This is a genomic window from Rhizobium sp. LCM 4573 (assembly GCF_001854865.1).
Taxonomy (GTDB): Bacteria; Pseudomonadota; Alphaproteobacteria; order Rhizobiales; family Rhizobiaceae; genus Neorhizobium.
Map to the genome: position 1 here is coordinate 25,086 of NZ_MDDW01000009.1, position 20,853 is coordinate 45,938.

Annotated in this window: 16 protein-coding genes; 4 read left to right on the top strand and 12 right to left on the bottom strand. The window is 61.4% G+C overall.

All coding sequences use genetic code 11. The features are described 5' to 3' along the window. The first annotated feature begins 3 nt into the window (after positions 1-3). Together LCM4573_RS15030 and LCM4573_RS15035 are read left to right on the top strand one after the other, a co-directional pair. Positions 4-1,284 (top strand): YeaH/YhbH family protein, encoded by a 1,281-nt coding sequence (locus LCM4573_RS15030; RefSeq protein WP_071007205.1) that lies wholly within the window; start codon positions 4-6, stop codon positions 1,282-1,284. Beyond that, complete coding sequence (locus LCM4573_RS15035) at positions 1,281-2,840, top strand: SpoVR family protein (protein ID WP_071007206.1); 1,560 nt, start codon at positions 1,281-1,283, stop codon at positions 2,838-2,840. The genes LCM4573_RS15030 and LCM4573_RS15035 overlap by 4 nt, the downstream gene beginning before the upstream one ends. 22 nt (positions 2,841-2,862) lie before the next feature. Here LCM4573_RS15035 and LCM4573_RS15040 read toward each other — a convergent pair whose 3' ends face one another. Genes LCM4573_RS15040 through LCM4573_RS15055 form a run of 4 tightly spaced genes read right to left on the bottom strand, consistent with a single transcriptional unit; the run spans position 2,863 to position 7,209 of the window. Further along, on the bottom strand, positions 2,863-3,336 hold the full coding sequence (locus LCM4573_RS15040; RefSeq protein ID WP_071007207.1) for a DUF6152 family protein: 474 nt from the start codon (positions 3,334-3,336) through the stop codon (positions 2,863-2,865). 59 nt (positions 3,337-3,395) lie between these two features. Further along, positions 3,396-5,558 (bottom strand): xanthine dehydrogenase family protein molybdopterin-binding subunit, encoded by a 2,163-nt coding sequence (locus LCM4573_RS15045; RefSeq protein ID WP_071007208.1) that lies wholly within the window; start codon positions 5,556-5,558, stop codon positions 3,396-3,398. Beyond that, the gene (locus tag LCM4573_RS15050; protein WP_071007209.1) at positions 5,555-6,559 is read right to left on the bottom strand and encodes a xanthine dehydrogenase family protein subunit M; all 1,005 of its coding nucleotides are present in this window, start codon (positions 6,557-6,559) and stop codon (positions 5,555-5,557) included. The genes LCM4573_RS15045 and LCM4573_RS15050 overlap by 4 nt, the downstream gene beginning before the upstream one ends. After that, entirely contained in the window at positions 6,559-7,209 is a 651-nt protein-coding gene (locus LCM4573_RS15055) for a (2Fe-2S)-binding protein (protein WP_071007210.1), read from the bottom strand. Before LCM4573_RS15055 ends, LCM4573_RS15050 begins: the two co-directional genes overlap by 1 nt. A 166-nt stretch (positions 7,210-7,375) precedes the next feature. Between LCM4573_RS15055 and LCM4573_RS15060 the strand changes: the two genes are divergently transcribed. Continuing rightward, positions 7,376-8,287, top strand: a complete 912-nt coding sequence (locus LCM4573_RS15060) for an AraC family transcriptional regulator (RefSeq protein ID WP_071007211.1) — start codon at positions 7,376-7,378, stop codon at positions 8,285-8,287. Between the two features lie 323 nt (positions 8,288-8,610). Here LCM4573_RS15060 and LCM4573_RS15065 read toward each other — a convergent pair whose 3' ends face one another. The 8 genes from LCM4573_RS15065 to LCM4573_RS15100 form a co-directional block, all read right to left on the bottom strand. Beyond that, positions 8,611-9,324, bottom strand: a complete 714-nt coding sequence (locus LCM4573_RS15065) for a formylglycine-generating enzyme family protein (protein WP_071007212.1) — start codon at positions 9,322-9,324, stop codon at positions 8,611-8,613. 3 nt (positions 9,325-9,327) lie between these two features. Continuing rightward, positions 9,328-10,365: an aldo/keto reductase gene (locus LCM4573_RS15070; RefSeq protein ID WP_071007213.1), complete on the bottom strand. Its 1,038-nt coding sequence runs from the start codon at positions 10,363-10,365 to the stop codon at positions 9,328-9,330. Positions 10,366-10,494: 129 nt separating this feature from the next. Continuing rightward, complete coding sequence (locus tag LCM4573_RS15075) at positions 10,495-11,358, bottom strand: helix-turn-helix transcriptional regulator (RefSeq protein WP_071007214.1); 864 nt, start codon at positions 11,356-11,358, stop codon at positions 10,495-10,497. 149 nt (positions 11,359-11,507) lie between these two features. Further along, on the bottom strand, positions 11,508-13,226 hold the full coding sequence (locus LCM4573_RS15080; protein ID WP_071007215.1) for an ABC transporter ATP-binding protein: 1,719 nt from the start codon (positions 13,224-13,226) through the stop codon (positions 11,508-11,510). Positions 13,227-13,234: 8 nt separating this feature from the next. Then, the gene (locus LCM4573_RS15085; RefSeq protein ID WP_071007216.1) at positions 13,235-14,410 is read right to left on the bottom strand and encodes an ABC transporter permease; all 1,176 of its coding nucleotides are present in this window, start codon (positions 14,408-14,410) and stop codon (positions 13,235-13,237) included. A gap of 19 nt (positions 14,411-14,429) precedes the next feature. Then, complete coding sequence (locus LCM4573_RS15090) at positions 14,430-15,416, bottom strand: ABC transporter permease (RefSeq protein ID WP_071007217.1); 987 nt, start codon at positions 15,414-15,416, stop codon at positions 14,430-14,432. 27 nt (positions 15,417-15,443) lie between these two features. After that, positions 15,444-17,552, bottom strand: coding sequence for a family 10 glycosylhydrolase (locus tag LCM4573_RS15095; RefSeq protein WP_071007295.1), 2,109 nt, complete (start codon positions 17,550-17,552; stop codon positions 15,444-15,446). Between the two features lie 108 nt (positions 17,553-17,660). Beyond that, on the bottom strand, positions 17,661-19,589 hold the full coding sequence (locus LCM4573_RS15100; RefSeq protein ID WP_071007296.1) for an ABC transporter substrate-binding protein: 1,929 nt from the start codon (positions 19,587-19,589) through the stop codon (positions 17,661-17,663). A 231-nt stretch (positions 19,590-19,820) separates the two neighbouring features. On the opposite strand from LCM4573_RS15100, the gene LCM4573_RS15105 reads away from it, so the two are divergent. Continuing rightward, positions 19,821-20,819, top strand: a complete 999-nt coding sequence (locus LCM4573_RS15105; RefSeq protein ID WP_071007218.1) for a LacI family DNA-binding transcriptional regulator — start codon at positions 19,821-19,823, stop codon at positions 20,817-20,819. The last annotated feature ends 34 nt before the right edge of the window (positions 20,820-20,853 follow it).

A 20,853-nucleotide genomic window follows, 5' to 3' on the forward strand; every position in this document is an offset into this window, starting at 1 on the left:
GACATGCACATCATCGACCGGCGGCTGAACCCGCGCGGTAAAAGTCTGGAAAACCGGCAACGATTTCTGCGGCGAGCAAAGGACGCCGTACAGCAAGCGATCAAGCAATCTTTGCAAAACCGCGGAATCCGAGATGTACTCGATGGCGGCGAAATCCATCTTCCGATCGGCGGCATGGCGGAGCCGGGCTTCCGCCGCGCCGCCGGAGGCCTCAGGGATTATATCCTGCCGGGCAACCGAACTTTTGTCGAAGGCGATATCATTCCGCGGCCGCTYGGCTCGTCCGGGAGCAGGTCGAGGCTTGCGGGAGAGGACGACGACAGCGAGGACAGCTTCCGCTTTGTCCTCACGCGCGAGGAATTCCTCGACATATTCCTGGACGATCTGGAACTGCCCGATCTTGCCAAGCGGCGGCTGAGCGAAACGACGGAAGTCGTTCCGGTGCGGGCGGGCTATTCCGTTTCGGGTCCTCCTTCGAGCCTCGCGGTCGGCCGCACCACACGGCTTGCCATGATGCGGCGCATCGCTCTTCGCCGACCGAAGATGGAGGATATCGAAGCCCTGGAAAGGGCCATCGAAGAATGCAACAACGAGGAAGACCGCCTGGCGCTCGAGGCGGAGTTGAAGCTGCTCACCGAAAAAAGCCGGCGCGTTCCATATATCGATCCGCTCGACGTGCGGTATCGCCGTTTCGAAAACACGCCAAAACCGGTCGTCAAGGCCGTCATGTTCTGCCTGATGGATGTGTCCGGCTCCATGACCGAGCATATGAAGGACCTGGCCAAGCGCTTCTACCTCCTGCTCTACCTTTTCCTCACCCGCCGGTACGAGAAAGTGGAAATCGTCTTCATCCGGCATACCGAAAAGGCCGAAGAGGTCGACGAACAGACCTTCTTCTACAGCCCAGCCAGCGGCGGCACGATGGTTTCCAGCGCGCTTGCGGCCATGCGCGCCATCATCGCGGAGCGCTACGATCCCACCGAATGGAACATCTATGCCGCGCAGGCCTCGGACGGCGACAATTCCTATTCCGACGGCAGCGTGGCCGGCCAGTTGCTGGAGCATGAAATCCTGCCGCTCTGCCAGTATTTCGCCTATATCGAGGTGGGCGACGAGGACGACGATTCCTCTTCGTCCTCTTCCACCCTCTGGCAGCTCTACCAGGATATCGATGCGGGCAAACGCCCCCTTTCCATGCGCAAGGTCTGCCGTAAGAACGAGATATTTCCCGTCTTTCACGATCTCTTCCGAAAGGGCCAGGTTCATTCGGAGGTGGTACCATGACGAAGGCGTCGGCCGAGCTCTTCCATGGTGCCGATTGGGATTTCGGGACCCTCCAGCGCATCCATGACGCTTGCGAGGAGATCGCGCTCGGCGAGCTCGGGCTCGACGTCTATCCAAACCAGATCGAGGTGATCACCACCGAGCAGATGCTGGATGCTTATTCCTCAACGGGCATGCCGCTCTTTTACCGCCACTGGTCCTTCGGCAAGCATTTCGTCCATCATGAGGCCCTCTATCGAGGCGGCAAGCGGGATCTCGCCTATGAGATCGTCATCAACAGCTCTCCCTRCATCTCCTATCTGATGGAGGAAAACACGGCGACCATGCAGACCCTGGTGATCGCCCACGCCGCCTTCGGCCATAACCACTTCTTCAAGAACAACTATCTCTTCAAGCTGTGGACCGATGCCGAGGGCATCCTGGATTACCTCGACTTCGCGAAGTCCTACATCGCCCGTTGCGAGGCCCGCCATGGCGAAGCCGCCGTCGAAGCCACCCTCGACGCGGCCCATGCCTTGATGTCGCATGGGGTTCACCGCTATGCCGGAAAGACCAGGATCGACCTGCGCGACGAGGAGCGGCGACAACAGGAGCGGCGCGCCCATGAGGAGCAGATATTCAACGATCTCTGGCGCACCGTGCCGGCCACTCGCAAGCGCAGTGCCGCCGACGTGGATTTCGAAAAGCGCCGCGCAGCGCTGGGGCTGCCCCAGGACAATATCCTCTACTTCCTGGAAAAATCAGCGCCGCGCCTACAGTCGTGGCAGCGGGAAATCCTGCGCATCGTTCGCCATATCGCGCAGTATTTCCATCCCCAGCGCCAGACCAAGGTGATGAACGAAGGCGCGGCAACCTACACTCACTACAGAATCATGCAGAGGCTTCATGAGCGGAAGAAGCTCAGCGACGGCAATCACCTGGAGTTTCTCAAGTCGCACACGAATGTCGTCTTCCAGCCCACCTACGACGATCCGCGGTTTTCGGGCATCAACCCCTATGCGCTCGGCTTTGYGATGATGCAGGACATTGAACGGATCGTGACGGATCCAACCGACGAGGACCGCGAATGGTTTCCCGATATCGCCGGCCGGGGCGAGCCGATGGAGGTTCTGCGCGCGATCTGGGCCGACTATCGTGACGAGAGTTTCATCCGTCAGTTTCTAAGCCCGCATCTCATCCGGAAATGGCGGCTCTTCCAGCTTCATGATGCTCCAGAAATCCATGAAGGCCTTCTGGTCTCGGCAATTCATGACGAGCGCGGTTACAAGCGTCTTCGCCGCGAGCTTGCGCAGCAATATGATATCGGTTGGGGCGACGCCAGGATTGAGATCGTCGATGTAGACCTCGCCGGCAACCGACGGCTCGTGCTGCATCATCTCATGTTGAACGATTGCCCTCTCGACGAAAGCGAGATCAAGCTCGTGCTCCAGCATCTCGCCGACCTATGGAGCTATGAGGTTGTCCTTCAGGAAATCGACAGCACAGAAAAGGTCGTCAGAGAGCACACGGCTCATCCGCGGGAAAATCTGTATAGCGCTTCCGCGAAGTCGTCGTAGCCTGTTCCTGCGACAGGACCTTCTAACGGCACCCATCCACCCGTCGATGCAGCCCACCGCTATACGAGACGATCTGGCCACTTGAGAGCCTTATCCACGAACTGCGCAGCTCATGCGGCGGCCGGCAATTGCGCAGCGCCAGCACCGTTACCCGATCGCCCACCCTGATCCGATCCCCAAGAGCATAGAACTCGCCGACCGGGGAGAATTCGATCTCACGGACCTCGCCGACATCCTCCTCCCGAACGATGAACGGGCCGGTGAACTCATCTGGCCGGTTCAGGTCGAGCGCGGGAACGTCGCGGCCCTCCACGCGAACCGAGAGAACCGGATGCGGCGGCGCGAAGGTGGCGCGCGTGACCATGCCCGAAAGTACGATGGGGCTGGAGCTATCATATTGCCCGCTCACGCCATGATGTGCCAACACGGCGCTGCCGATCAGGCCCGCTCCCATGACCAAGCTGAACAATATGCGATGGTTCAGTGCCTTCAACATGGTGGTCTCCTTGCGTTATACGCTTCCATCACGCTCCCGGTCGATGGCGGGATCGGCTGTTAGAGCAGGTTTTCGATGCGGATCGGCAATTCCCGCAGCCGTTTTCCGGTGGCGTGGAAGATGGCGTTTGCGATCGCCGGGGATGCTCCAACCATCGCGACCTCGCCRAGACCCTTGAGGCCCATGGTATTGGCGAGCGGATCGGGCCGGTCAATAAATCCGACATCGATTTCGCCGATATCCGCGTTCACCGCCACCACATAGTCGGCGAGATCGTTGTTCAGATAGCCGCCATAGCGTGGATCGATCTCGGTGGCTTCGCGCAGCGCCGCACTCAACGCCCAGACCACGCCGCCTCGCACCTGGCTCGCCGCCGTGCGCGGGCTGACGACCCGCCCGCAATCGGCAACACTGACGACGCGCGGGACACGCACCCGGCGGGTGCGCGGCTCGACGCGAACTTCGACGAAATGGGCGATATAGCTCATCGTCGTGAAGCTCGGATATTCGGGGCCGGCCACGGCATAGGCGCCACGACGCAAGGCCTCAAGCGCCTCGGGCCCTTGACCCGGCCCGATCTCCGACACCTCGATCTGCAGAAAAGGGCGCCGCACAGTCGCGAGCTTCTGGTGCAGATTACCCGCAATCTCACGTTCTGCGAGCAGCTCCGCCATCGCTTCCCGCATCCGCGCGACCGCCTTGGCCGTGGCGGGAATCGCGCCGGCAGTCCCCCAGGACCCTGCAGTTATATGCTGCGGCGCGGCGGTGGTGTCTCCAATGACGATTTCGAGTCGATCGGAATCGATCTCCAACCCCTCCAGCAGGACAGCGGCGATCGCCGTGCGGATGCCCTGGCCCATTTCATGGCCCGAAACCGCATATCGCGTGTTCCCATCCGCCCCGATACGCAGCGTTGCGATCGCCGGTACCATCATCGAAGGATAAGCGCCGCAGGCCACGCCCCAGCCGATCTGCGTCCCGTCCGGGGCCGTCATCGAGCCTGGTTCCGGTGTCCGGCGCGACCAGCCGAAACGTCGCGCGCCTTCCTCGAGGCACTCATTGAGAAACCGCGACGAATAGGGATTGCCGGTCCGGTGATCGACGCGGCTGTCATTGGCGAGCCTCAGCGCGACCGGATCACGCTCGAGCTTGTGGGCGAGTTCGTCGACGGCGCTCTCGAAGGCGAAGCAGGCCGCCTGCGGATGAGGCGCGCGCATCCAGCCCGGTGGCTGCCGGTCGATGCGGATATCGGCGGCCGTGCCGAGATAATTTTCGATCCCGTACAGCCGACTGGTGGCTTCGTGATATTCGGCATTGGGGAAGAAGCCATGGCGCGACTGCTCCTGCTCGACGTCATAGACGACGGCGGTCATCTTGCCGTCGGCATCCGCCCCCAGGCGGACATGATGCCGGCTGTGCGGCCGATAAGTGGCCAGATGGAATATCTGGCTGCGCGGCGCGACGATCTTCACCGGCCGGCCGAGCAGCATCGCTGCCTGGGCCACGAGAGCCGTCTGGCGCTGGCCGATCCCGCCTTTCTGGCCGAAGCCGCCGCCGATATAGGCGCTCTTCACGTCGACGATCGCCGGATCAAGCCGTAGCGCTCGTGCGGTCGCGCCTCTCGTTCCCGCACTGCTTTGGGTGCATTCGTAGATCGTCAGGCGGCCGCTCTCCCAGACCGCGGTCGTCACCAGCAGCTCGATCGGATTATGATGCTGCGTCGGCGAGACATAGGTCGCCTCCACCGTCGTCGTCGCATGCGAAAGCGCCGCCTCGGCATTGCCGAAAACGATGTCTTCGCCGGGATCGCGCTGGCTGTCCTCGCTGTCGATCAGGGCCGCGAAAGGCTCCGGGGCGTAGCTCGGCCGAACCGCTTCGGCGCCCTCGATCGCGCCCTCGAGCGTTTCGGCCACGACGAGCGCAACAGGCTGCCCGCGATAGGCAACGCGCCATTCGAGCGTGGGYGGCGGTGGCGGAGGCCCATTCTCGCTCACGGGTGGCGGGGCAGGAAAATCGTCCGGGGTGAGCACGCGCACCACACCCGGCACGCGCATCGCAGCCGATATGTCGAGTGCCGTCACGGTGCCCTTGGCGATGCGAGAGGGCACCATCATTGCATGGAGCATTCTCGCAACCGGCACGTCGCCGGGATAGACAGTCGCGCCGAGAACCTTGTCTCGCGCATCAATTCGGGCGCGGTCGGGAAACGATGCGGTATTCATGAGCGGCTCCTCTCGGCGGCAATTAGAAGGGCATCGGCGATTGTGCGCGCGCCGAGTTCGAGCTTGAATCCATTGTGCCGCCCCGGCTGGGCGGTCCGGAACGCGGCCCGGCCGGCTTCCACGGCACTCTCGGGCGTAAGGCGCTGTCCGGTGAGCGCAGCTTCGGCTTCAGCGGCGCGCCACGGACGCGTCGCCACCCCGCCGAGCGCGATCCTGGCACGGGTCACATAGTCACCCTGCATCTCGAGCGCCACGGCCGCCGAAGCGAGCGCAAAGGCATAGGATTCGCGGTCGCGGATCTTGTGATAGGTCGAAGCACGTGCCGTTCCGCTCCTCGGCACCTCGATCGCGGTAATCAGCTCACCGGGCACCAGAGTGAATTCAAGATGCGGTGTTTCGCCTGGCAGACGATAGAGTTCGGCGATAGGCACGCGGCGTTGACCGGCGGGCCCGGCAATCTCGACACTGGCATCCATCGCCGTGAGCGCGACAGGCCAATCTCCGGGCGAGACTGCATTGCAGGAGGCGCTCACCCCCAGCACGGCTTGACCGCGGTCAAGCCCGCCGATCGCAGCGCATCCGCTGCCGGGTTCGCGCTTGTTGCAGGGATAGACGCCGTCCGCACCGTTGCGGAAATACATGCAGCGGGTGCGCTGGAGCAGGTTTCCACCCACCGTCGCCATATTGCGGAGCTGTTGCGAGGCGGCCTTCGAAAGCGCCTCGACCAGAACCGGGTAATCACCGGCCACGACTGGATCGGCGGCGACCGCGCTCATCGGGGCAAGCGCGCCGAAACGCAGCCGGTCGCCGCTCGTGTCGATCGTATTCAGCCCTTCGATCGCGGTCACGTCGATCAGATGTGCCGGCCGCTCGATATTGAGTTTCATCAGATCGTAGAGCGTGGTGCCGCCGGCGATGAAGCAGGCCCCCGTTTCGGCACGGGCAAAGGCGTCCACCGCCTCCTCGGTCGTCGTTGGACGGATGTAGCTGAATGGTCGCATCAGCCCCTCCCCATCTTGGAGGCARCATCCTCGATTGCCGCCACGATGCCGGCATAAGCCCCGCACCGACAGATGTTGCCGCTCATGTATTCGCGGATACGCTCCCTGGATGTGGCATTGCCCTCAACAACGCAGGCGATAGCCGCCATGATCTGCCCGGGCGTGCAATAGCCGCACTGGAGCGCATCATGATCGATGAAGGCCTGCTGCATCGGGTGCAGCGTGCCGCCGTCGGAAAGCCCCTCGATCGTGACCACCTCCCGGCCGTCCACCTTGGCCGCCAAGGTCAGACAGGATGCGACGCGCCGACCATCGACATGAACGGTGCAGGCTCCGCATTGGCCGTGATCGCAGCCCTTTTTCGCGCCGGTCAGGCCCAGACGCTCGCGAAGTAGATCGAGCACGGAAGTCCGGGTATCGATCTCGACTTCGACCGCCTCGCCGTTGACGATCGTGTGCACCAGCAGAGGGTATTGCGGGGTGACCGAAGGCGGTGCGGCGCGGCTGGCTGCCGCCTGCGCCGAATTCGGCCCCTGCGTTGCAAGCGACACCGCGACGATGGCAGCGCCGCTCTTCAAGGTATCTCGGCGAGTGAGGCCAAATCCGCATTGATCCTCATCGCTTTCATCGACTGATCCGTTTTTTGACATCCGACGCTCCTTTGCTGCGACCCAGGCTCGTTCTGGCCGATCAAAACATATGCGGCGGCGGGACAGCCGGCTTGCCAGCGACTGCGAAAAACTTGCCTGATTCTCCGGAAGCGATGACGTCGCCGGGCGACCCTGCTAGATTAGGGTCACATTCCGGAGACGCCGCATGGATGTACTCAAAGAGGCGGTTCGCGCCTATGTCAGCCAGTATGGAAATCATGAAGGCCTTGCGCCCACTCCGGTGCCCGGCCTCCGGTTGAAATGCGTCGAAGCGCCTCACGGCGATCTGCATGCGATCACTCGGCCCCTGGTCATCATCGTGCTGCAGGGAGCCAAACGTATGGTTGTCGGGCGCGAAGAGCGGATATTCTCCGCGGGGCAGTCGGCGATCGTAAGTGCCGACATGCCGATCGTCACCCGCATCGAATGCGCCAGCCCCAGCGAGCCTTATATCGCCATCGCAATCGAGATCGAAATGGCGATACTTTCGGAGGCCGCAGCCCATCTGGGGCGGACGCGCCTCAAGCACCGGCCGACGATATCGACCTTGTTCACCGACGACACTGAGGCCGCGACGCTGGATTGCGTCTATCGCCTGATGCGGATGTGCGATCAGCCAAGCGCCATTCCGCTCCTTCATCCTGGCATAATGCGCGAGCTGCACTTCTGGCTCCTGTCGGGGAACCATGGTCCGGAATTGGCCACGCTCTGCGACCCCGCGAGCCATGCGAACCGTCTGGCAGCCGCTGTCGCCATTCTTCGGGCCGAGTACCGTTCGCGAATATCTGTCGAGCGCCTCGCCGCCGCGGCGGGGATGGGGCTCACCGCCTTTCACACGCACTTCAAGCGGATGCTCTCATTGTCTCCGGGGCAATATCAAAAACGCCTGCGCTTGATCGAGGCGCGCCGCCTGATGCTGGAGGAAGGCCTTTCGGCGAGCAGTGCGGCGTTCGACGTCGGTTATGAAAGCGTGTCGCAGTTCACCCGTGAATACGGCCGGCTGTTTAAAGTGCCACCGAAGCGCGACGCGCTACGCATTCGGGCCATGCCGACCGGCGTCGAAGAGTGGGCGCCTTAGCCTGAGCGGAATACTTCCGTGCCCAGTGAGCTCGATCATTGTTATGGAGGTTGGTACCCACAGCGAAGCCCACGTCCTTCGCTGCTCGCAGGCATCGCGTAGCTTCAATCCTTTATCGACGAAAACAAACGCGGGGAAGGGCTGCTCAGTAACATCCCTCTCCTCGAGGCTGGACTTCCCTCCTATCTCCTTCATCGGCGTCGGCAGAGCGGCCTACAGTATCAAGTATGACCACATGGTATGAGCTTGCCTGCACCCGTTACCTCGGCAAGGCGATATCCGGGGGCTAGGCCATTACCGTCCGGTGGGTTTTCGGTCCCATATCATGACGGCTTGTACGCACAACGAAACCCCACATAGACCGCGTAGAAGTCCGCCGGCTTCCATTGCATGGCCTCCGAGGTCGTCTGATCGCGGCCATACCACCACGAGCCGCCGGCGGTCAGCGCCTCTGCGCCGCGCCGGTCGGCGATCCATTCCCAGACATTTCCTCCCATGTCGTAGATGCCGTTGGCGCCCGGACGCGTCGATCCGACCGGCGCGTGGCGAGGCCATGGGTCTGCGTCCCGCGTGTTCATGCCATCGGGTGTGTCGCCGGAGGAATAGCGATAAACACGGCCGTTTTCGAAGCCGACCGGTGCCTCTCGCATTTCGTGGTAGGCGGCAAGGCGCCATTCTTCCGCTGTCGGCAGCCGACCGTCGCGCCAACGGCAATAGGCGGATGCCTCCTGCCAACTTACATGCACGGCCGGTTCGTCGAGGGAAGCCGGATCGCTTCCGAAAGGACGGTAGACTGTCCAGCCGGCGCGTCGCTCCCATCCGGATCCCCATTCGAAGCCTCCGCCGGATTCCTCAGCGGCGGTCTTCAAATCAGTCGCCTCGGCAAATTGGCGGAACCGGCCGATCGTGACTTCCGTTGCGTCGATCTCGAAATCTCCGACGGTTACACGTCCTCCCACTTCCGCGCGGGCGGTGGAAACAAGTCCCATGACAAGCCAGGTCCCCAGGAAAAAATGGAATGCGCGCCGAAGATACATGGCTCAAGCCCTCCTGAACGGCCAGGTCACCACGCCGCCATAGTCTTTGCCTGGATAAGGCGGCTGTTTCAATGTATCCGCGAAGCCTTCGACTCCTTCCATGTGCTGCACCATCCGTGCTCGCAGGGTCTCATCCGGCAGGTCACCGTAAAGCGCGCCCATATTGTCGCTCACATGATCGGGGCTGCTCGTCGCCGGAACCACGTTCGTCACCGCCGGATGGGAAATGATGAATTTCAGGAAGAACTGCGCCCAGGTCTCTGCTCCGAACTCTGCCGCAAACTCGGGTAGCGACCTGCCTTGCACGCTGGTGAAGAGCCGCGCCTTCTCGAACGGGATGTTGACCTGCACGGCAACGCCATTGTCCACGCATGCCGGCAGAATGCGCTCCTCCGCCTGGCGTGAAAAGATCGTATAGTTTACCTGCACGAAGTCCAGGTTACCGGTGCGGATCAGCCGCTCCATGGTAGCGTAATATTCAGGGCTCCACTGGGTGACGCCGACATAGCGCACCCGGCCCTCGTCTTTCCAACGCCGGAGGCGATGCAGCACCTGATCGTAGTTCTCCAGGCTGTGCACCTGCTGGACATCCATCCTGCTGCGCCAAAGCCGCTCCATCGACCGACGGAACTGGGCTTCCGAATGGCTGTCATCGGAAAGCCACTCGCCGGTCGTCCAGGTCTTGTTGGTGATGAACAGATCATCGGCAATGCCGAGTTCGATGGCAAAGTCTCCGACGCTCACCTCCGACATGCCGTAAAGGGGCGAGGTGTCGATCACGCGCCCACCGGCCTCATGAAAGCGGCGGATGATCTCGCGGATATGCCCGCGCGGCTCGCCCGGCAGGATGTCGAAAGTCTCGAAGGTGCCGAGACCGATAACCGGCACTTGCTCTCCGGTTTTCGGAATGACCCGCCTGATAATGGCCCGATCGCCGGCCGTCTGGGCAAATGCGCGCTCGCGGCTCAGCGATCCAGCGGCAAGAGCCCCTATGGCTGCACCTGCCGCCTGCAAGATTGTTCGCCTTTGAATTTTCGTCATGTCGGTCTCCGTGCCTGTTGCGAAGCCGGAGAATTAAGACCTTTGCAGGCCACCGTCGCTTACGATCCTGATCTCAACCGCACGGAACTGACATATTCGGAAAGCACCGCTCGCTGTCCATCACACATCTTAGTGAGGACGGTATTCCGATGGAAAACATCCGACCACCCTGCGGAATACGCGAGCAAAATGCGTCGGACTTGAAAAGCCGACCGAAAGGGCCAGTTCCGTGACGCCCGTCGGGCGCTCGCCCATTATCTGAATTGCCTTTTGCACGCGCAGCTCGTTTATGAACTGCAGCGGCGTTCGTTCGGTTGTCGCGCGGAATGCACGATGGAAGTGGCCTTCTGACAGACCCAGCATATTTGCCAGTACCGCGACGCGAATTTCGCCCGGAAGCTGGGCTTCGATATATTCCCTAATCCGGCGGATTCCCCAGGACGGGAGCCTCCCCGACCGCGATGCGATCGGAGTTTTTTCATTTCCGTAGCRCAGCTTCAGGTGCTGGACAAGCGCAAGCGACATCGCATCGACATATGTGAGGTCCAGTTTGCCATCCTGCTCCTGGTGCCAGGCGAGCTGACCAAGGAGCGAAACCAGGAAGGGGTCTTYGCGAGTGCTGAAGGCGCGGATATCCGCGCCATCGGTCAGTTCCCGGAACCGGCCTGGCAAGATCGCGATGCTCGCCCACCTCCAGGAGACCGCCTCCAGCCTGAGGCGGCGCTCCGTATCGGCTGGCAGAAGAGAGGCACAGCCAGCGACATCGATGCCGTCATAGCGGTATCCGCAGTCGGTCGCGTAGCGGTGGCGGGCCGCGCCGCCCTCAAGCGTAGCCATTATGAGATGACTGGCGGAACGGATGGTGCCCTCCACAAGCTCCGTATAACCGCGCCGTGCCACGTCGAAGCGCCCGTCCGACCACGAAAAAGTGCTGTGTTCGTTGGCGCGAGAGCTAAGATTTTGGAGATAACTTGCATGTGCCGCGGCACTCATGGGCTCCTCCTCTATGACTTCGCTTCCACAACCGGATGTCATCAGATATCCGCCGCCATCGCTTGCGACGCAAGTAAGTTACTCAATAAATATCTGGTTACTTTGCGCAAAGCATGAAAAAGGTTCGCCGATATTCGAAACGACGCCTCTCAGGTCTCTTGAAGGCGCATTCGATGCAGCATGCGCTTGTTGCGCGGGTCGGGATTGGGCACCGAGGAGATCAGTCGACGCGTGTATGGCGCGGATGGGTCGGTGCAGATGGTCTCCGCATCGCCCGTTTCGACGATACGCCCCTTGTGCATGACCACCACGCGGTCGCAGAAGTAGCGGACCACGGAAATATCGTGCGAGATGAATATGAAACTCAAGCCAAGCCGCTGCCGGATACTCAGCAGCAGATCGAGAACCTGGCTGCGAATGGAGACATCGAGCGCCGACGTCGCCTCGTCCGCGATGATGACGCGTGGTTCGAGCGCCAGCGCCCGGGCGATTCCTATGCGCTGGCGCTGGCCGCCGGAAAACGCATGCGGATATCGCTCCATGGCCATTGGATCGAGCCCGACCATCCTCAGTAGTTCGGCCACCTTCTCACCGGCCTGCCGATCCGTCATCTGGCCGGAGACGACAAGCGGATCGGCGATGATCTGCCTTACCGTCATGCGCGGATTGAGAGAAGCGAATGGGTCCTGGAATATCAACCTGACATCGCGATGATAGGCGCGCAACTCCGCCTTGTTGAGATCCGTTACATCTATCTCGCGCCTGTCGGCTGTTCTGTAGGTGATGTGTCCCGATGTCGGCTCCGTGATGCGAAGAATGAGACGGCCGAGCGTCGTCTTGCCAGACCCGCTTTCGCCGACAATACCGAGACTTTCGCCGGGATAAAGGTCGAAATCGACGTTGTCGACCGCCTTCAGCGCCCCGCCCTTTCGGGAGCCGAAACCGAAAATCTTGCCGACCGAACCGTAGGACTTGGTCAGCCCACGCACTGAAATCACCGGATCGACCGTCTTCGCCTCGAACAACGGGATCACCGCAGACCCGGCCGCGCCCCTTTCCAGCTTCATCGTGGCATCGAGCAACTGCCTCGTATAGGGATGGCTCGATGCATGGAAGATGCTGTCCACCGGGCCGCTTTCGACGATCCGGCCGTAGCGCATCACCGCCACCTCGTCGGCTATCTCCGCGACGACGCCCATGTCATGGGTGATCAGCAGCATCGCCATGCCACGCTCCTGTTGCAGTCTCCTGATCAGGTCGAGGATCTCCGCCTGCGTGGTGACGTCGAGCGCCGTCGTCGGCTCATCGGCGATCAGGATATCAGGATCGCAGGCAAGCGCCATGGCGATCATGGCGCGCTGCCGCATGCCACCGGAAAACTCGAACGTGTAACGGTCGAGCATGCGTTCGGGGTCGGGAATTTCCACCTGCCGCAGCAAATCGGCCGCACGGTCCCGGGCAACCTTCTTTGAGAGCTTCCTATGCTGCCGTATGGCCTCCATGATCTGCGAACCGACCGTATGCACTGGGGAGAGCGAACTCATCGGCTCCTGAAATACGAGACCTATCCGCCCGCCGCGCAAGGCAAGTATCTCGCGGGCGCGTTCGGGAAGAGCGGCGATATCCACAACCCCGTTCGGGCCATCGAGAAGGATCTGCCCACCGACGAGCTTACCCGGCTTGTCGATGATCCGCATCAGCGCCCGGGCGGTCACGGATTTGCCCGAGCCGCTTTCGCCAACCAGGCAGAGGGTCTTTCCCCGCCGCAGATCGAAACTGACATCGCGCACCGCATGCAGGATGTGCGTCCTGAGGCGGAAGTCGAGCGAGAGATTGCGTACTGAAAGTATGGTGTCCCGCGTGGTCATTTCGTCTCTCAGCTTTCGTAAGGATCGGCCGCATCACGCAGCCCGTCGCCGAAGAAGTTGAAGGAAAGCACCGCGGTCACGACCGCCAGGCTCGGCCAGATCAGAAGCCAGGGAGCGGTCGCGACGGAGCGGACATTCTGYGCATCCTGCAAGAGAACGCCCCAGCTCACCACAGGCGGCTTCAAGCCGACACCCAGGAAGGAAAGCGAGGTTTCCGCGACAATCATCGTCGGCACGGCCAAGGTCACCACCGCCAATATGTGGCTGGTCAGCGACGGCAGGATATGGCGAAAGATGATGCGGCGCTCCCGAGAGCCGTCGAGGCGCGCGGCGGTGACGAAATCCTCGCCGCGCAGGGCGAAGAAACGCCCTCGCACCTCTCGGGCGAGACCCGTCCAGCCGAGCAGCGAGACGATCAGCGTCACCACGAAGTAAACCGACAAGGGCGACCAGGTCAGCGGGATGGCGGCCGCCAGGCCGAGCCAGAGCGGGATTGTCGGCATGGCGCTGACGATCTCGATGACCCGCTGGATGACCGTATCGACCCATCCGCCGTAGAAACCGGATATCGCTCCGAAGATAATGCCAAGCGTCAGCGAGATCGCAACACCCGCAAGTCCGATCGACATGGATACCCGGGTCCCGTAGATCAGGCGGCTGAGCAGATCGCGCCCGAGCCGGTCGGAGCCCAGCAGATACATGGGTTCCCGGCTATCGAGGGGGCCGAGAAGATGCTTGCTCATCGGGATCAGGCCCCAAAGCCTATAGGCCGGTCCGTCGACGAAAAAGCCGATCGGGATTACCTTGTTTTCGTCGATGACGAAGGTCCGACGCAGGGCCTGGCGCTCGATCTCGATACGGTAGCCCTTCACATGCGGAAGAAATTCGCGCCCGCCGTCCGCGGTGGGAGCGAAGAAGGCGATGCGCTGCGGCGGCGCGAATGTGTATTGCGGCCGGGAGGCGTTCGGCAGCCCAGGTGCCAGGAATTCGGCAAACGCGCCGACAAGATAGAGGAGCAGGATGACGCATCCGGCAAATGCCGCGACCTTGTTGCGGAAAAAGCGGTGTCGGATGAGGGTCCAYTGCCCGGCGGCGGCATCCGATGCGATGGAGCCCCCTGGCTTCAGCGGGCTTATCGCCGGACCTGTATCGTTGGAAGCGAGGGTTCTGCTGTCAGCCAACATGGAGTCAGGTCCTCTCGTATCAGTTGAACCGGATGCGGGGATCGAGCACCGCAAGCAGGATGTCCGATATGAGCATTCCGACCAGCGTCAGGACGCCCATCAGCAGGATGAAGCTGCCGGCAAGATACATGTCCTGTCCGACGAGGGCCCGAAGCAGCAACGGACCGGCGGTCGGCAGATTGAGGACGATCGCGGTGATGGTGACCCCGGAAACGAGATCAGGCAGAACCCAGCCGATCGAGCTGACGAAGGGATTGAGCGCGATGCGAACCGGATATTTCAGGATCACCTTGTGCTCGGGAAGTCCCTTGGCGCGGGCGGTCACGACATAAGGCCTGCTCAGTTCGTCGGAGAGATTGGCGCGGAGCACACGGATCATGGCCGCCGTGCCGGACATGGCAATGACGATCAGCGGAATCCACATGTGGGAGAGCATATCCAGGAACTTGGCCGTGCTCCAGGGAGCATCGACATATTGGGGCGAGAATATGCCGCCGACGCTCTGGCCGAAAAAGCGATAACCCACATACATCAGCGTCAGGGCGAGGATGAAATTCGGCACCGCAAGCCCGATGAAGCCGAGGAAGGTAAAGGCATGGTCGCCGAAGGAGTGGCGGCGCACCGCGGAATAGATGCCGATCGGCAGGGATATCRCCCACACGAGAAGAAGGCTCGCAAGCGAAATCAGGAGAGTCGAACCCATGCGATCCCAGATGAGGGTCGATACGGGCTGGTTCCATTCGAACGAATACCCGAAATCGCCGCGTGTCAGGATACCCGTGATCCAAACCAGATACTGGACGTAAACCGGCTGATCGAGGCCATACTGGCTCCGCAACCGCRCAATCGTCGCCTCATCGAGATTCTGCCCGCCATCCGCCATCGTCGACAGGAGCGATGTCAGATAGTCACCGGGCGGGAGCTGAATGATCATGAAGGCGATCAGCGACATGCCGAACAGTGTCGGAACCATGTAAAGTACGCGCCGGATGATGTAGGCGAGCATGATTTTTCCTCCCTTCTCGCATGCATCTCATTTCCAGGTGAGATGGACCACCTCCATGGCCTCGATCGAGGGTATCTCGATTTCGACCCGACCGTGAACTGCCCGGCAGATGCACTCCTGATCCCCGACGAGCAGTCGGGCGGAGGCGCCGTTGCGGTCCGGCGGCAGCGCCACCGACACCCGCTGCGGACCGATCGGGAAGACCTCCCGCAGTGGCCCTTTCATCATCATCGGGTTCGTCAGGTTGACAAGGCAGACCGCGAGCGCCTCCCGGCTCTCGTGAATTGCGATATCGAGAACGCCCTTCCCCTCGACCGTGATGCGATGATCGTTCCCGAGCGCCCAATTCACGGCGTTGGCGATCAGCCTGCCATGATCGGGAGCCAGAACCTCCCAGAATATCTCGCCTATATTCCACGGAATGTAGACGGTCCTGCCGCCGTAACCGGTGTCGCGGGCGACCATCGCAGCGCCTTTCGGCTCCTCGCGGGGATAGACCTCTTCCATCGGCAGGTCCGGAAAATCCGGCACATAGAGGAAGGGCGTGCTCGCCCCTTCCTTCGGCTCCACCGCGATCAGCCGCGTGCCCCCGATAATGCGCGAGGCGCCGTTGTATCCCTCATTCAGGGGGTAGCTGCCCGAAAGTGCGACATAGGTGTTTTTCACCGGTCCTCGCGCCGGTGCGGTCATCGACGCGGCGAAGGTTTCCGCCAGGCCGAAGTCGGCACGTGGTGCTCCGGCGGCATCGTAGAGCGACGTCTCGTAAGCCGCGACCACCGAACCACCGCGTTTGACATAGTCATCAATCGCCTTGCATTGCGCATCCGACAGACACGCGACGTTTGCCAGGATGATCAGCTTGAAACGATCCAGCTCCTCCCGGGTCATCACCTGATCGGAAAGGAACTCGAACGGTACACGTGCCTCGACCAGCGCATGGTAGAAACCGAGGTCGTTCTTTTCCGCCCGATGCCGCTCCTCCGGAGCCCAGTGGCGCAATGTGGTCGAGGGATCGATGACGGCGATCTCGGCAGTCGGCTGCATGCTCTCCAGCCAAGGCTCGATAGCCGCATGCAGATTGAAAGCCTCCACGACCGGTTTCACCCACCGCTGATCGGGAACGCAGGCATTGAACTTCGTGAACCACGGAAAGAGCCCCTGGGCCATTCCGTCATGGATCCAGAGCTTGATCTCTTCCCCGCTCTGCACAGAATCCTTCCAGCGATACTCCTCCTCCGGGCCGATGGATGTGATCAAGCCGACGGGCCGATCTCGGAACGTGCCGCGAATCCTCTTGCCGTTCCGGCCTGCCGACCAGCCCACTTCCACGCCGCGGCGCGCCTGATGATCGACGAACAGGATCGGGCAGTGCTTCTGGATCAGCGAAAGATCGAATTCCATCAGCGAGGAACCGCTCATGTTGGGAATGAACGACGCATGCGGCCGGATCGACTTGACCGTCTCGTCCCAGTGGATGACGAGGTCCGTGAGGATGCGCCTTCGCCACGCAGCCCATGCCTGCCACGCAGGGTCCGCCGCATCGGCGGCCAGCGGCAGCTCGAAGCCGGTTTCATCACGAAAGCGCTTTCGGTTATCTTCGCTGTAGGAAATGCCATGCCCCTGCCAGCGATTGGCAAACACCGCATCGATGTCATAGCGCTCGACGATCTCGCGGATGACGTCCGTGGTGAAATCACGGTTATAGCTTCCCAGGGCATCCGTCACATAGATGCCGGGAAACGCCCAATGCTCGCGCGGATTTCCATCCTTGTCGATCGCGACCCATTCCGGATGCGCGCGCGCCGCCTCCTCGTGTATGGCATGCGGATCGACGCGGGCCATGACATGCATTCCCAGTCTCCGCGCTCCCTCGACGATCTCGCCGAAGGGATCGCTGTCTCCGATGAATTTCGAAACGTAGTGCAGCGGGATATCGCTCGGATAATAGGCGATATAGCCGCCGGCCGAGAGGCAGACCGCATTGGATTTCGTCCTGCGGAAGAGGTCGATCCAGAATTCCGGATCGTAGCGCGCCGGATCATCCTCCGCGAATGTAAGCTGCGTCCAGCGGGTCGCGGATTTGTACCATTCCCTGGAGCGGCTTTCGGTCGGGGAGGAATTCGTCCTGTTCAGCATGATATGGGTTTCCATGTCAAAAAGGTGCCGTCGCCGCCGTCTCCGACGCCGCCGTGGATTGGGAATTTCCGTCGCCCGCCCGCCGAAGCGAGCGGGCGACGAGGGAGGTCAGGCCTTGAAGAAGGTCTCGGGATTGGCTGGTGCCGGCGTCGGATAGCCCCAGGAATTCGGCATGGTTTTCGCGACATTCACCATGTCGTTCTTGACCACGCCATAACTGTCGCTTGGTAGGCAGATGCCGAATACGTAGAACTGGTCCGCCGCACTCTCAAGAATCTGGGACATCAGCCGCTTCTGCTCCTCAGGATCGGGAGAGCCGAGGACCTGATCGTAGAGTGCCAGCGCCTCACGAACCGGCGGCGGYGGCTCGACTGCACCTTTCGAGGCCGGGTCGCGGTACCAGAGTTGCCAACCTTTGGCATAAAGCGCCTCGGTGGTATTCGGCAGGAAGTAGCGCGGGTCGAGAATGGCGGCAATTCCGCCATTTCCGCCGAACCTGTGCGCCGTGGCATCGTATTCGATGCCCTGGCGCACCCGCACCTCCCAGAGCGAGCGATCCATCGTCCGCATCTGGACATCCACTCCGACTGCCTGAAACATCGGCAGAGCAAGCTGGAAAATGTCGAGGAAGGTCGCACGCGCCTGGTCGATCTCAAAGATCACCGTCACCCTTCGGCCGTTCTCGTCGAGCCTGAAACCCTCGCCGTCCTTGTTCGGCAGTATTGCATCCAGAAGAGCGTTGGCGGCGTCGGGATCGTACTGGGTATATTGCGTCGCAAGCCGCTCGTTGTAGAGCGGATCTTCGGGCCGGATCGCCGGCTGAGACACGGTTCCCTGCCCGATGAACACGGTATCGATGATCGCCTGCCTGTCGAGGGACATGGAAAGCGCCGCACGAAAGTCCCTGTTGTTGAACAGCTTCCGCTTTGCCTCATCCGGATGGTTGAGGTTGAGCTGGAACACCATCTCGTTGGTTTCCGTCGAGTTCAGCGTATAGAAGCCGAAACCGCCCTGCTGCTGCGCATCGTAGAGAACCGCCCGGTTGGCCGGTGTCGCGATATATTGGTCCATCAGGTCGATTTCGCCCTGCATGGCCTTCAATAGAAGCACCTGCGGATCGGAGACCATCTGATAGACGATCCGGTCGAGATAAGGCAGCTGATTACCCTGCGGATCGACTTTCCAATAATAGGGATTGCGCTCCGCAATCGCGCGGTCCGTGGTTTCGCCGGGCGCGACCGTCATCTTCCATGCATGGATCACCGGCCGCCTCGAATTCTGGAAGAACTCGTTGTCGACGACGAGGCCCGCTTCGCGCTGGAAAAGCTGGATCCAGCCGGAAGCGCCCTTGGCTTTGGCCTCTTCCTCGGCATTGGGATTATATTTCGCGTGGAACTGCTTCAGATAGTGTTTCGGAGCGCGGGTCGTCTGATCGTCGTTTGCCCAGGCCAGACGCAGCGGAAACAAACCGTTCGGCTTTTCGAACAGGACCTTGAAGGTCACGTCGTCCACCGCCTCGAAACGGGCGCGCTTACCCCCGGCCGTCAGATGGTTCTGCCCGACGTCGTTCAATCCCTCATACGAGAATATATCCTCGTACCAGAACATGATGTCTTCGGTCGTGAACGGCACGCCATCCGACCATTTCATGCCCTTGCGCAGACGAAAGGTGAACTCCGTCGCTTCTGCATTGCTTTCATAGTGCTCGGCGACATTCGGCACCACGCCGGACCAATCGGGCGCATAGCGTAAAAGCGGCTCATAAGCCTGGTAACGGAACAGCATGGAAAGCGAGCCGCCGCCAACGATGGCGCTGTTCCAGTCCCCGCCGTGTTTTCCGACCCTTTCCAAGGGTGTGACCACCATCGGATTGATCGGAAGACGATCGGCGATCGGCGGAAGCTTACCCGCTTCGACAAGTGATTTCAGCGTATCCGGCTCCACCGGTTCGGCTGCAAAGCCATGAAACGGGAAGACGGGCAACAAGGCGGYCGCGGTTCCCGCAGCCAGGAGATTACGACGAGTGAATTCGCGCATGGGTTCCTCCTCGACGAGGTACGCGGCCATCCTCCTCATAAGACGCGTGCGTACCGGATTCGAAAAAGGCGCTTTCGTTAGCTACCTATTTTCAATAAAGTTAGCTTGCAGATATATTTTTGTTAGGTAAAGCGTTATGTTCAAAGTTCGCCGGGCTCTGTGGAAAGAGAGCTGAGCTGGTTTCAACGCCCTAGAAACCGCCGGCAGAAAACCACAGCCGAGAAACCGCCGATGACAAAAGTGACATTGGAAATTATCGCCCGACACACCGGGCTTTCTAAGTTCGCCGTATCCCGGTCGCTTTCGGGAAAGGACGGCGTGAGCGCCCAGACGAGGCGGAGGGTTGAAGCCGCTGCCTTGGAACTTGGATACAGGCGGAACCGTCCGGCTGATCCACAAAGCGAGATCGGGATTGCCTTCCACGATGTCGACATCATCAACAGCGAACTGCGGCACATGATCCAGGACGGTGTCCAGCGCGAAGCGCACCGCACCGGAAGGCAAATTCGGCTGCAATGGACCCATGACGTAGAGCGCGTCGCCGAAATGGCCGAAACAAGCGCCGGCCTCATACTTGTCGGCCCGCATGAGAAGGCCACGCTCGACATCGTAAGAGCGTCCGGCGTGCCGGCGGTGCGGATGGGCTGGGTCGATCCCCTGGAAGCCGCCGATCATGTCGGCGGCACCGATCACGAAGCCGGCGCGGCGGTCGGAGATTATCTCATCGGCCTCGGCCACCGAAGCATCGCTTTCATCCATGGAATGGCGGGCTATCGCGGCCGGATGGAGCGATATTACGGCCTTCGTGAGCGCGTCGAGGCGCATGGCGGCATCGAGCTCAACCAGATGTGGTTCGACGAAAACGACGGGTTCGTCCCTGCGCTTCGCGACCTTCAGGCAAAGGGGGCGGCGCCGACGGCACTTTTCTGCGCCCATGACGGCTTGGCGCTCACCGCCGTCTCGGCATTGCTCGCTCTCGGATACCGGATTCCGCAAGACATGTCGGTGGTCGGCTTCGGCGATTTTTCGGCGGCAACCCAGATTGCGCCCAATCTGACGACGGTGAAGGTGCACGGCGTGGAAATGGGAGAGGTCGCCCTGCGACTGCTCATCGAACGCATAAACGCCGAAAGCGAACCCCTGCTGCCCGCGCGCCGGGTCCTGCTCGCCTCGACATTCATCGAACGGCGCTCCTCCGGCCCCGCTCCTTCAAAACCGAAGCTGCTTTGACGATCGCCCCCAGCAATCACACGCGTTCATTCGC